This window comes from Phenylobacterium sp., from assembly GCF_965284355.1.
In the GTDB taxonomy this organism is placed as follows: domain Bacteria; phylum Pseudomonadota; class Alphaproteobacteria; order Caulobacterales; family Caulobacteraceae; genus Phenylobacterium.
On the sequence record NZ_OZ260078.1, the window covers coordinates 2,628,259 to 2,640,456 of the forward strand.

14 protein-coding genes are annotated in these 12,198 nt (G+C 69.6%); 7 read left to right on the top strand and 7 right to left on the bottom strand.

All coding sequences use genetic code 11. From position 1 onward, the window contains the following. The first annotated feature begins 62 nt into the window (after positions 1-62). A complete protein-coding gene (locus tag ACQ66R_RS12745; RefSeq protein WP_430422491.1) occupies positions 63-830 on the top strand; it encodes an NIPSNAP family protein in 768 nt (255 codons plus the stop codon). Between the two features lies 1 nt (position 831). Here the strand turns inward: ACQ66R_RS12745 and ACQ66R_RS12750 are convergent, their stop codons facing one another. From ACQ66R_RS12750 to ACQ66R_RS12770, 5 genes are all read right to left on the bottom strand, one after another. Beyond that, entirely contained in the window at positions 832-1,416 is a 585-nt protein-coding gene (locus ACQ66R_RS12750) for a CC0125/CC1285 family lipoprotein (protein ID WP_430422493.1), read from the bottom strand. Between the two features lie 78 nt (positions 1,417-1,494). Beyond that, entirely contained in the window at positions 1,495-1,899 is a 405-nt protein-coding gene (locus ACQ66R_RS12755; RefSeq protein ID WP_430422495.1) for an MAPEG family protein, read from the bottom strand. 242 nt (positions 1,900-2,141) lie between these two features. Then, positions 2,142-3,365 (bottom strand): argininosuccinate synthase, encoded by a 1,224-nt coding sequence (locus ACQ66R_RS12760; RefSeq protein ID WP_430426293.1) that lies wholly within the window; start codon positions 3,363-3,365, stop codon positions 2,142-2,144. An 85-nt stretch (positions 3,366-3,450) separates the two neighbouring features. Beyond that, positions 3,451-3,801, bottom strand: a complete 351-nt coding sequence (locus ACQ66R_RS12765; protein ID WP_430422497.1) for a hypothetical protein — start codon at positions 3,799-3,801, stop codon at positions 3,451-3,453. Position 3,802: 1 nt separating this feature from the next. Next, positions 3,803-5,740 carry a potassium transporter Kup gene (locus ACQ66R_RS12770; RefSeq protein ID WP_430422499.1) on the bottom strand — a complete coding sequence of 646 codons (1,938 nt, stop codon included), beginning with the start codon at positions 5,738-5,740 and terminating at the stop codon, positions 3,803-3,805. Between the two features lie 180 nt (positions 5,741-5,920). Here ACQ66R_RS12770 and ACQ66R_RS12775 point away from each other — a divergent pair, with 180 nt between their 5' ends. After that, complete coding sequence (locus ACQ66R_RS12775; protein WP_430422501.1) at positions 5,921-6,721, top strand: SDR family NAD(P)-dependent oxidoreductase; 801 nt, start codon at positions 5,921-5,923, stop codon at positions 6,719-6,721. Here ACQ66R_RS12775 and ACQ66R_RS12780 read toward each other — a convergent pair whose 3' ends face one another. Beyond that, positions 6,722-7,408: a MarC family protein gene (locus ACQ66R_RS12780; RefSeq protein WP_430422503.1), complete on the bottom strand. Its 687-nt coding sequence runs from the start codon at positions 7,406-7,408 to the stop codon at positions 6,722-6,724. 159 nt (positions 7,409-7,567) lie between these two features. Here ACQ66R_RS12780 and pyrF point away from each other — a divergent pair, with 159 nt between their 5' ends. The 3 genes from pyrF to ACQ66R_RS12795 all read left to right on the top strand — a co-directional run bounded on the left by pyrF (position 7,568) and on the right by ACQ66R_RS12795 (position 9,895). Continuing rightward, the gene (pyrF, locus tag ACQ66R_RS12785; protein WP_430422504.1) at positions 7,568-8,290 is read left to right on the top strand and encodes an orotidine-5'-phosphate decarboxylase; all 723 of its coding nucleotides are present in this window, start codon (positions 7,568-7,570) and stop codon (positions 8,288-8,290) included. A gap of 64 nt (positions 8,291-8,354) precedes the next feature. After that, positions 8,355-9,422 (top strand): DUF3500 domain-containing protein, encoded by a 1,068-nt coding sequence (locus ACQ66R_RS12790; protein ID WP_430422506.1) that lies wholly within the window; start codon positions 8,355-8,357, stop codon positions 9,420-9,422. 71 nt (positions 9,423-9,493) lie between these two features. Then, complete coding sequence (locus ACQ66R_RS12795; protein ID WP_430422507.1) at positions 9,494-9,895, top strand: hypothetical protein; 402 nt, start codon at positions 9,494-9,496, stop codon at positions 9,893-9,895. Here ACQ66R_RS12795 and ACQ66R_RS12800 read toward each other — a convergent pair. Continuing rightward, positions 9,892-10,089 carry a DUF1674 domain-containing protein gene (locus tag ACQ66R_RS12800; protein WP_430422509.1) on the bottom strand — a complete coding sequence of 66 codons (198 nt, stop codon included), beginning with the start codon at positions 10,087-10,089 and terminating at the stop codon, positions 9,892-9,894. The genes ACQ66R_RS12795 and ACQ66R_RS12800 overlap by 4 nt on opposite strands. A 53-nt stretch (positions 10,090-10,142) precedes the next feature. Here ACQ66R_RS12800 and ACQ66R_RS12805 point away from each other — a divergent pair, with 53 nt between their 5' ends. Beyond that, complete coding sequence (locus ACQ66R_RS12805) at positions 10,143-11,426, top strand: RsmB/NOP family class I SAM-dependent RNA methyltransferase (protein ID WP_430422511.1); 1,284 nt, start codon at positions 10,143-10,145, stop codon at positions 11,424-11,426. 112 nt (positions 11,427-11,538) lie between these two features. Further along, complete coding sequence (rpe, locus tag ACQ66R_RS12810) at positions 11,539-12,198, top strand: ribulose-phosphate 3-epimerase (RefSeq protein WP_430422513.1); 660 nt, start codon at positions 11,539-11,541, stop codon at positions 12,196-12,198.

Sequence of the window (12,198 nt, forward strand, 5' to 3'; positions counted from 1 at the left end):
GCTGACAGCGGATGGCGCCTTTTCTGGCGCACCCTCGTCCCGCACGGCTTGGAGTAACGGCCATGAAGACTCTCGGGATGGCGTTGGGCGCGCTGGCGCTGAGCGCGAGCATCGCGTCGGCCCAGGTGCTGGAGCTGCGGCAATACCGTCTGACGCCGGGCGGCCGCGATGGCTTCGTGGCGCTGTTCGACCGCGAGTTCGTCGAGACCCAGGAGGCGGTGGGGATCACGCTGCTGGGTCAGTTCCGCGACCTGGACGACCCGAACCGCTTCACCTGGATCCGCGCCTTTCCGGACATGCGGTCGCGGGAGCAGGCGCTGACGGCCTTCTATTCGGGCGACCATTGGAAGGCGAAGCGCAACGAGGCCAACAGCTTCATCCTCGACAGCGACAACGTGCTGCTTCTCAGGCCGGCCGGGCACGGTTTCGCGGCCCCGCCGCCAAGGGCGAAACCCGGCGCGGCGTCGCCGTCGGGTGGCCTCCTGATCGCCAACCTCTGGCCGCTGTGGGCCGAGCCGGACGCAGAGTTCACGGCCTTCTTCGAGACCACCGTAAAGCCCGAACTCGAGGCCTCCGGGTTGCCCGTCACGGCGACGTTCCTGCCGGTGCGCGAGGCCAACAGCTATCCGCGCCTTCCGGTTCGCGAGGGCGAAAAGCTGTTCGTCTGGTTCACCAGGGCCGAAAGCCCCGAGGCCTACAGCCAGGCGTTACGCCGCCTCGAGGCGCGCCCCGGCTGGAAGACCGGGGTCGCACCCGAGCTGGCGGAACGTCTGGAAAGCCGGCCCGTGGTGCGCCGGCTCTCACCGACGCCCCGCTCGGCGCTGCGTTAGATCAGCTCTTCGGCTGCGGGTACTGGACCCGGGGCCTGAGGTTGTCGATCACCGCGCGGGCGTCGAAGGCCTTGGGGTCGGCTTCGGGCTTGGGGCCCTTCTGCATGACGATCTCGGCTGAGGCCTCGTAGCGCTCGATGGTGCGCACATCGACGCGGTCGGCCCAGAAGGGGTCGCCCCAGAAGGGATCCCAGCCGCGCCAGCCGTAGAGGCGGCCGTAGTAGCGCCACGACGGGCGCCAGAAGCCGTAAGAGCCGTACCACGGGCGATAGAACGGGTCGGGCTCGACATAGGTGCGGCTCTGCTTGTCGGTGTCGCGATCCACGACGGCGAACCAGTCGTAGCCGTTCTGCACGGTCAGCTCTGCCGCCCGGAACAGCAGGTAGCCCTCGACGGTCTCGCGGGTGGTCAGCGAGTTGCCGGCGAAGTTGACCCGGAAGCGGTTGGGCTCGACGCGGATCTCGGAATAGCCGCCCGACGCGCTCTGGCCCTTCAGGTTGGGCTGGTACGGCGTGGGCGTCGCGCACGCGGCGAGACCCGCGCTGAGCGAGGCTGCCGCGGCGAAGGTCATGAACTTCCTGAACATCTGACGGTCTCGAACTCGAGGTCCCCTGCTGGGAACGTATGTTTCACAACACTTCGCCGCAATTGTGGTTGCCGCGTGTCAGGCCCCGGTGACGGCCAGCACATAGATCAGCCGGCCCAGGGACCCGAACAGAAGTACGGCCACGGCCAGCGCCTGGATCAGGAAGCCCGCCTCCCGCTTCTTGGGATCGGCCACATAGCCCAGCTGGTAGAGCACCCGCCCGACGATCCAGACCAGCCCCACGATGGCGGCGATCAGATCGCTCCAGTAGATCGCGAACAGCCACAGCGGGACCAGGAACAGCGGCAGCCATTCCAGGGTGTTGTAGTGAGCGCGGATGGTGCGCTCGAGCACGGGATCGCCCGTCATGGCCGGCGCCGCGATGCCGCTCTTGGCGCGCGCCCGGCCCACCTGCAGGCCCATCCAGAAGTAGGTCAGCAGCGCCAGCAGCGTGACAATGGCGACGTAGGCGTGAGATGGCATCTTGTGGTTCCCCCGATCGGCCGTTCGACAACCGCGGCCTTAGTACGGGTGACCTTGGCGCCATCCGCGCCGAAGGGGAACCGGCCGACTTCCCTCCCTTGATGGGGAGGGACAGGCCGCGCCAGCGGCCAGGGTAAGGGCGTGAAGGCCAGAACTCAGAGGGTGGCGAGGATCGCGACTCCCTCACCCTGGCGGCTTCGCCGCCTGTCCCTCCCCACAAGGGGGAGGGGCGGGGCGTGAACCTACCCCCGCTTGTCGCGCTTGGCCGCCACGCGCAGGCGCAGCGCGTTGAGCTTGATGAAGCCCGCCGCGTCGCGGTGGTCGTAAGCGACCTTGCCTTCCTCGAAGGTGACCAGCTCCTGGTCGTACAGCGAGTAGGGCGAGGTGCGGCCGATGACGGTGACGTTGCCCTTGTAGAGCTTCACCCGGACTTGGCCGGTCACCTTCTTCTGGCTGTAGTCGATCGCCGCCTGCAGCATCTCGCGCTCTGGTGCGAACCAGAAGCCGTTGTAGATGAGCGACGCGTACTTCGGCATCAGCTCGTCCTTCAGGTGCATGGCCCCGCGGTCCAGCGTGATCGACTCCATCCCTCGGTGGGCGTGCAGCAGGATCGTGCCGCCGGGGGTCTCGTAGACGCCGCGCGACTTCATGCCGACGTAGCGGTTCTCGACGAGGTCGAGGCGGCCGACGCCGTTGTCGTGGCCCAACTGGTTCAGCTTGGTCAGCAGCGCCGCCGGCGACAGCTTCTGGCCGTCGATGGCCACGGGGTCGCCGTTCTCGAAGTCCATGGTGAAGACGGTCGGCGTGTCGGGCGCGGCCTCGGGGCTGATCGTGCGCATGTGCACGAACTCGGGGGCCTCCACCGCCGGGTCTTCCAGCACCTTCCCCTCGGACGAGGAGTGCAGCAGGTTGGCGTCGACGCTGAAGGGGGCCTCGCCGCGCTTGTCCTTGGTGATCGGGATCTGGTGCTTCTCGGCGAAGTCCAGCAGGGCCTCGCGGCTCTTGAAGTCCCACTCGCGCCAGGGGGCCACGACGCGGATGTCGGGCTCCAGCGCATAGTAGGCGATCTCGAACCGGACCTGGTCGTTGCCCTTGCCGGTCGCGCCGTGGGCGACGGCGTCCGCGCCGATCTTGCGGGCGATCTCGATCTGCTTCTTGGCGATCAGCGGCCGCGCGATCGAGGTGCCCAGCAGGTACTGGCCCTCATACACCGTGTTGGCGCGGAACATCGGGAAGACGTAGTCGCGCACGAACTCCTCGCGCACGTCCTCGACGAAGGCGTACTCCTCCTTCACGCCCAGGGTCATGGCCTTGCGGCGCGCGGGCTCGATCTCCTCGCCCTGGCCCAGGTCGGCCGTGAAGGTCGCCACTTCGGCGCCCAACTCGGTCTGCAGCCACTTCACGATGGTGGAGCTGTCGAGGCCGCCGGAATAGGCGAGGACGACCTTCTTGGGCTTGTCGGCCATGTCGATGGGAGCCTTCAGGTAGGAGTGTCGGAAGTCGCGCGCCTTAAAGGGCACGCGGGGCCCCCGTTCAAGAAGAAAGGGCGGTTCAGGCGCGAACCGCGCCTTCGTCCTCGAGCGTTCGCAGGCTGCCTCGGAGCCAGGTCAGGCAGACGGTCGCGAAGGCTCCCGCCAGGGTAACCCGCAGCAGGAACAGGATCAGCGCACTCTGGCCGTCCAGCCCGCCCGCCGACGAGGTGGCCGAGAGGCCCAGCCCGATCAGCAGCGGGGCGCCGAACATGATGCCCAGCGCCAGGTTGCGGGCCAAGCGCACGCCGCCCCACATCGGCATCTTCACCGTCGCCGGCACGCGCTTCAGCGCCCCGTGGCTGGTGGAGGCGATCAGGGCCATCGCCAGGATCCACATGGCGTCGGCGACGTAATGCAGGACGGTCAGCATGTCAGACGGTGACCTGCGTCCCCATCTCGACCACGCGGCCGGGCGGGATCTTGTAGAAGTCGGTGGGGTTGGCGGCGTTCTTCATAAGGAAGATGAACAGCTTGTCCTGCCACAGCGGCATGCCCGACTGCGCCGAGGGCACGACCGAACGGCGACCCAGGAAGAACGACGTCGCCATGATGTCGAACTTCAGGCCCAGCTTGCGGCACAGCCCCAGCGCCTTCGGCACGTTCGGGCTCTCCATGAAGCCGTAGCCGATGATCACTTTCTTGAAGTCGTCGTTCACCGGCTCGATCCGCACCCGGTCCTCCTCGCGGACCCGCGGCGTTTCGGCGGTGTGGATCGTCAGGATGATGTTCTTCTCGTGCAGCACCTTGTTGTGCTTGAGGTTGTGCATCAGCGCGACGGGGGCGGTGTCGGGATCCGAGGTCAGGAAGATCGCCGTGCCGGGCGCCCTGTGCGGAGCGCGGGCCTTGAGGATGTCGGCGAGCTCCAGCAGCGAGACCGAGTCCCGGCGGGTCTTCTCCGACAGGATCTGCGCGCCCCGGTTCCAGGTCCACATCATGACCACCAGGGCCGCCCCCAGCACCAGCGGCAGCCAGGCGCCCTGCGGGATCTTCAGCAGGTTGGACGAGATGAACACCATGTCGAGGAAGCCAAAGGCGGTACAGGCGCACACCGCCTGCCACAGCGGCCGCTTCCACATGTAGCGGATGATGTAGAAGAACAGCAGCGTGTCGACGAACATCGCCCCGGTGACCGCGATGCCGTAGGCGGCGGCCAGATTCGACGAGGTGCGGAACATCACCAGCAGCACCAGCACGCCGACCAGCAGCACGGTGTTGACCATCGGCACATAGATCTGCCCGGCCTGGGTCTCCGAGGTGCGGCGGATGTCGATGCGCGGGAACAGGCCCAGCTGGACCGCCTGCTGGGTCATCGAGAAGGCGCCGGTGATCACCGCCTGGCTGGCGATCACGGTGGCGGCGATCGACAGCAGCCAGACCGGCCAATAGGCGATCTCCGGGATCATCAGGAAGAAGGGGTTGGCTCGCGCTTCGGGATTGGCCAGCACCAGCGCGCCCTGGCCCAGGTAATTCAGCACCAGCGAGGGCAGGACCAGCGCCACCCAGGCCATCCGGATCGGCTTTTTCCCAAAGTGACCCATGTCGGCATACAACGCCTCGGCCCCGGTGACGGCGAGGAACACGCTGCCCAGGATGATGAAGCCCAGGAACCCGTTGTCGATCAGGAACGCCACGCCGTAGTGGGGCAGAAGAGCGCGGAAGATCGACAGGTCGTCGCCAATGTGGATCAGGCCCAGGACGCCCAGGGTCACGAACCAGAGCGCGGTGATGGGCCCGAACAGCCGGGCCACGCTGGCGGTGCCCCGCGACTGGATCAGGAACAGGGCCACCAGGATGGCCGCCGCGCCGGGCAGCACGAACTTGCCCAGCTGATCCCCGATGCCCGGGATTTCCTTCATCCCTTCCATGGAGCCCAGAACCGAGACGGCCGGGGTGATGATGCCGTCGGCGTAGAACAGGGCGGCGCCGAACATCCCCAGCAGGAAGATGACCAGCGAACGGCCGCCGGGGCTGACCCGCTGGGCCAGCGCCATCAGGGCCAGCGTGCCGCCTTCGCCCTTGTTGTCGGCCCGCATGAGGAAGACGACGTACTTGACGGTGACGATCAGGATCAGCGCCCAGGTCACCAGCGACACGACGCCCAGGACGGCGGCCTCGCCGCCCCCGCCGCCGCGGGCATGCCCCAGCGCCTCGCGCATCGCGTACAGCGGACTGGTGCCGATATCGCCGAACACGACGCCCACCGAACCCAGCGCGAGGGCCCAGAATCCCTCCTTGCCATGTCCGTTGGCGTGCCCGTTGGCGTGCGACGTGTCTTCGGACGCCTTGGCGTCGACGGCCGGATCAGCCATCAAAATTCTCCGGGAGGCCGATAGGCTCCCAAGGCGGCCCGATGCCGTCGCGGCGGGCGCCAATACACCCGATCCCGACGGCGTTCAACGTTGCGGTCCTTGTCGCGGGAGCGGCATGCAACCGCAGCTTTGAACAGATCTCTACGGGCCCCAGTTTCGAGGCGAACGCAAGGACCGGGAATGGAACGCAGGCTGGCTTTGGTGACAGGCGCCTCGGCGGGCATCGGCGCCGCCTTCGCGCGCAGTCTGGCCCGCCGCGGCTACGACCTCGCCCTGACAGCCCGGCGGATCCCGCGCCTGGACACGCTCGCCGCCGAATTGAGAGCCGCCTATGGCGTGGATGTGCTGACGATCGCCGCCGACCTCGCCCTGCCCGAGGCCCCCAAAGCCCTGCTCGACGCGATCGCCGACCAGGGCCGTCACGTGGACGTCCTGATCAACAATGCCGGCTACGGGCTGCCCGGCGTCTATGCCGAGACGACCTGGGCCGATCAGGCCGCGTTCGTGCAGGTGATGGTGACGGCCCCCTGCGAGCTGGCGCACGGTGTGCTGGGCGGGATGCGGGCGCGGCGGTTCGGCCGGATCGTCAATGTCGCCTCGGTGGCGGGTCTCGTGCCGCCAGCCGCGGGGCACACCTTGTACGGGGCGTCGAAAGCCTTCCTGGTCCGCTTCTCCCAGAGCCTGCACCTGGAAGCCGCCCCGGACGGCGTCCACGTCAGCGCGCTTTGCCCCGGCTTCACCTATACCGAGTTCCACGATGCGAACGGCACGCGCGAGCGCGCCGCCAGCTCGACGCCGAAGTGGATCTGGATGTCGGCCGACGACGTCGTGGAGGCCGGATGGCGCGCGGTCGAGGCCAACCGCCTGGTCTGTGTCCCGGGCGCGACCTACAAGATCGTCACCAGCCTCGCCCGCCTGGTGCCCGAGAATCTGGCCCTCAAGCTGATGGCCAGCCAGGGCGGACGGGTGCGGAAGACGTAGTCAGTGCCCGTAGGGGTTGGCGACGCCGGGGCGGATGAAGCCCGTGGTGCTGTCAGCGAACCCGGCCAGGATGAACTGCACGGCCAGGGCGCAGAGGATCAGGCCCAGCACGCGGACCACGATGGTCAGGCCGATACGGCCCAGGATGCGGCTGATGATCGGCGTCGCCAGGAACGACAGCAGGGTCGCCAGCGCCACTGCGCCGATCACGCCCACGCCCACCGCCGCCCCCTGCAGGCCGAAGGCGCGCGCCTGGCTGGCGTAGATGACCACCGTCGAGATCGCGCCCGGCCCGATCAGCAGCGGCATGGCGAACGGCACGATCATCCGCTCGAACCGCTTGCGCGCGAAGGCGCGGCCCGAGCCCACGGGGGCGTCGGCCGCCTCCGCGTAGGTGGCGGTGAAGTCGTCGCGGGCCATCTCGAGGCCCAAAAGGAACAGGATGACCCCACCCGCGATCCGGAACGCCGGCAGCGAGATGCCGAAGAACTCCAGCAGGCTGAGGCCCGAGAAGTAGAAGAACGTCAGGAAGCCCAGGACGAAGAGCGAGATGTACAGCGCGATCCAGGCCCGGTCCCGCGACTTCGCGCCCGCGGTCGAGGCGGCGAACAGGGGCACGTTGCCGATCGGATCGATCAGGGCAAACAGCGCGACGAAGAAGTTGACCGCGAACTCGGCCTGGCTCATTCCCCGGTCTTAGCCCAGATTCATTAAGGCGGAACACCCCGCCCCGAGGCCTTCCGGCCATGACGCCGTCATGGGCGGGCGAAAGGCCTCGGAATCCAAACTGCGAGCACGTTCCCCCGGCCTGCCGGCCGGGACGGGCTCTAGCCGGAGCCCCTCGCCATGGCCGCCGAAGCCGCGCTCGCGCACCCCGCCGTCAAGCCCGACCCGCGTCTGATCGTGCCGCTCGACCTGCCCACGGTCGACGAGGCCCGGGCGATGGTCGAGACGCTCGGGGACTCGATCAGCTTCTACAAGGTCGGCCTGGAACTCTTCGCGTCGGACGGGATGACGCTGGCGCACGAGCTGAAGGCGGCCGGCAAGCAGGTGTTCCTGGACTGGAAGCTGCACGACATCGGCACGACGGTGCAGCGCGCGACCTCGGTCTTGGCGCAGTCGGGCTGCGACTTCCTGACGGTGCACGGCGAGCCGCAGGTGATGGCGGCGGCGGTGCGCGGCAAGGGCGGCTCGAACCTGAAGGTCCTGGCCGTGACGGTGCTGACCAGCTTGTCGGACGAGGACCTCATCGAGACAGGTTACCACGAGACCGCCCGCGCGCTGGTCGAGCGGCGCATCCATCAGGCGATCGCGGCCGGCTGCGACGGGGTGATCTCCAGCCCGCACGAGGCCGCGCTGGCCCGGGCCCTGGGCGGCAGGGACTTCCTGGTGGTGACGCCCGGCGTGCGGCCCGACTGGTCGGCCAAGAACGACCAGGCCCGCGCCGCCACGCCGCTCGACGCCCTGAAGGCCGGGGCCAGCCACATCGTCTGCGGCCGCCCGATCACCGCCGCCAACGACCCCCACGCCGCCGCCCGCCGGGTCGCCAACGAGATGAGCGGCGCCTGACACGGGTCGATTGCCTCGTTTGACGAACGGCCTAAGGTCGCGCCAGGGGTCGGGGGAGATCTTCATGGCGCATCGACGGACGCGGCGGCTGGCGGCGCTTTCACTCGCGGCGAGCTTGATGGCGGGCGCGGCGGCGGCGCACGAAGGTCACGACTGTACCAGCGCCCCGGGCGGCGCCGCGCCGGCGCACGCCGCGGCCAAGGCTTTTCTCGACAGCCTGGGACCGATCCAGGGCATGACCGCCGTGCGCACCCACAGCAAGCAGGCCGCCACCCGCTGGTCGAACCTGCCGCTGGCCCTCGCGCCTCGGGTGGGCGTGCGCCTCGGCGACCTGAACGAGGCGCAGACCAAGACGGCCAATGCGCTGCTGAAGACGGCGCTCAGCAGCTGCGGGATTCAGCTGCTGGACGACATCCGCGCTGCCGACGCCGCGCTGAAGCCCCTCGACCGGGACGCGATCGGCTGGGATGCGGCCAACTACTTCGTCGCCTTCATCGGGGAGCCGTCGGCCGATAAGCCGTGGAGCCTCAAGGTCGACGGTCACCACATCGCGCTGAACATCACCTTCAACGCCCCCCACGTCAGCGCCACGCCGCTGTTCGACGGGGTCGAGCCTGTGGAGTTCAAGTTAAGCGACCGCGCCTACGAGCCCCTGGCGCCCCAGGCCGGCGCCATGCGCGCCGTGGCGACGGCGCTGGTGGGGACCCCGGCGGCGAAGCTGGACGGCGAGTTCCGGGACGTAACGCGCGGCTCCACGCCGGACGGCGACACGGACTTCCCGATCACCTATCCGCAGGGGGCCAAGGGTCGCGGGGTCGCCTATAGGGCCCTGCCGCCCGCCCAGCAGGCCCTGGTCCGCGCGGCGATGGGGCGATGGGTCGAGCTGCCGAACGATGCGATCGCGAAGCCGCTGATGGAGGACTACACCTCGCCCTCGGCGCTGGCCCAGACCTATGTGGGCGTCGCCGGCGCGGCCGACCTGTCGAAGCCCGGCTCGTACGTCCGCATCGACGGGCCACGCGTCTGGATCGAGTTCATCGTCCAGCCCGCCGTCGCCGACGAGACCAAGGTTCACTACCATACAATCTGGCGCGACAAGCTGGCCGACTACGGCGGCGCGTTCGCCCGCTGATGCGGCGGCGAGGCCTGCTCGGGCTGCTCTGTACGAGCGCCTTCGCACCGACCGGCATCTGGGCTCACGCCATGCCCCATTCGACGGTCGTGGCGCAGGTGAGCCCCGGCGGGGTCCAGCTCGTCGCGGACCTGCCGATCTCGGAACTCAAGGCTGCAACCGACGACCGGCCCGCCGCCGATGCCGGCGACTATATCCTGCGGCACGCCGACATCGTGGGGGCGGACGGCCGGACCTGGCGCAAGCGGGCGTCAGCGGCGGAGGCTGGGGCCCGCGACGGCGTCGCGGTGATGACGGTGACCGTGACGTTCACCGCCCCGCCGGGCGGCGCTGTCCAGGCGCGGCGGTTGCGCTACGACGCGATCCTGCACCGGATCGCCAGCCATGTGGTTCGGGTCTATCGCCGCGAGGGCGAGGCGTTGATCCCGATGTCGAGGCTGCAATCGCCGACTATCGAGCTTGATCTGCCCTAGAAGTCGATCGCCAGGCCCTTGCGCTCCCAGTCGCCGAAGCGGGTGGGCTCAGGGCCCTTGGGGCCACCCTCCTCAGGTTCCCGGGCGGCGGCGTCCGCCTCGGCGGCCTGACGGGCGGCGGCCTCCTCCAGGGCGCGGCGGGCGGCGGGCGAGAGCTCTTTGCCGGGGGCGGCGTTGGGCGGAAGATCGTCCATGCGCCTGATCTAATCCCTTGCGCCGCCGGCTCCAAGCGGGCACGCCGCCCGCCGTGAGCGAAACCGACGACATCCGCGGCCTTCCGGCCCGCGCCGCCGCCCTAGATCTGCTCGGAACGGCGCTGTCGCGCCGCGCCGGCCTGGACGAGGGCCTGAACCATCCCGCCATGGCGGCGCTGGAGCCGCGCGACCGCGCGTTCGCCCGCGCCCTGGTCATGGCGACCCTGCGCCATCTGGGCCCCATCGACACCGCGCTGCAGTCGCGGATCAAGAAGGCCCCGCCCGAGCGGATCGTGAACGTGCTGCGTCTGGGCGCCGCCCAGCTGCTGGTGCTGAAGACCCCGGCCCACGCCGCGGTGGGCGCCACTGTCGACCTGGCCGCGGCCCAGAAGGGCGGCGAAGTCTTCAAGGGGCTGGTCAACGCCGTGCTGCGCGGCTTCACCCGCGAGCCGGTGGACCTGGACGAGCCAGAGCTGATGCTGCCCACCTGGCTGGCCGCCCGCTGGCGCGCCGCCTATGGGCCCGAGGCCGCGCGCGCCATCGCCGCCATGGTCGCCGCCGAGCCCGCGACCGACGTCACGTTGCAGGACCCCGCCGACGCCGCCGAGGCGGCCGCCGAGCTGGAGGCGACCGTTCTGCCCGAGGGCCAGCTGCGCGCCGGCCTTAAGGGCGAGATCTCGACCTGGCCCGGCTTCGACGCCGGCCGCTGGTGGGTGCAGGACGCCTCGGCCGCCGTCCCCGCCCGCCTGCTCAAGGTCCAGCGCGGCGAGACCGCGCTCGACATGTGCGCCGCCCCCGGCGGCAAGACGCTGCAGCTCGCGGCGGCCGGCGCCAAGGTGGTCGCCCTCGACCGCTCGGCCGGCCGCATCAAGCGGGTCTCGGAGAACCTCAGCCGCACGGGCCTGGGCGCCGAGGTGGCCGTGGCCGACGCCGCCGAGTGGCGCGACACCCGCGAATTCGACGCGGTGCTGCTGGACGCGCCCTGTTCGGCCACCGGCACCTTTCGCCGCCACCCCGACGTGCTGTGGGTGGCCAGCCCCGCCGACATCCCCAAGCTGGCCCAGGTGCAGATGAAGCTGCTGGACTCGGCGGCGCGCCGGGTAAAGCCGGGCGGACGCCTCGTCTACTGCGTCTGCTCGCTGGAACACGAAGAGGGCGAGGGGCAGGTCGCCCACTTCCTGGCGCGCCACAAGGCCTTCACGCTGGACCCGATCGCCGCCGGCGAGGGCGGCTCGCCCGAGGCCTCGCGGCGCGACGACGGGACGCTCCGGATCCTGCCCCATCATCGCGAGGGCGGGACCGACGGCTTCTACGTGGCGCGTCTGCGCAAGGCCTGACGCCCGTCGAGCTTAGCGCCCCCTCCACCGCTACGCGGTCCCCCTCCCCCGCAAGCTACTCCGATCACGAGCCGAGATTGGCAGTCGGCCCCGCATCGCGGTAAGCGGGGACATGGCCAAGCCTGTGATCATCGCCCCGTCCATCCTCGCCTCGGATTTCGCAAAGCTGGGCGAGGAGGTCGCCGCCATCGAGGCGGCCGGCGCCGACTGGGTCCACGTCGACGTGATGGACGGCCACTTCGTGCCGAACATCACCCTGGGCCCCGACATCGTGAAGGCGCTGCGCCCGCATGCGAAGATTCCCTTCGACGTCCACCTGATGATCAGCCCCGCCGACCCCTACCTCGAGGCCTTCCGGGCCGCGGGCGCCGACTACATCAGCGTGCACCCCGAAGCCGGGCCCCACCTGAACCGCACGCTGAAGCAGATCCGCAAGCTCGGGGCCAAGGCGGGCGTGGTGTTCAACCCCTCGACCGACCCCGGCGTGATCCAGTGGATGATGGACGAGATCGACCTGATCCTCGTCATGTCGATCAACCCCGGCTTCGGCGGCCAGACCTTCATGCATTCCCAGCTCCGCAAGATCGAGGCGCTGCGCAAGATGATCGACGCCGAGGGGCGCGACATCCCGCTGGAGGTGGACGGCGGGGTCACGCCGGAGACCGCGCCTCTGTGCATCGCCGCCGGGGCCACAGCCCTGGTCGCCGGCACGGCGGTGTTCCGCGGCGGCCCGGAGCGTTACGCCGCCAACATCGCCGCCCTCCGGGGCTGA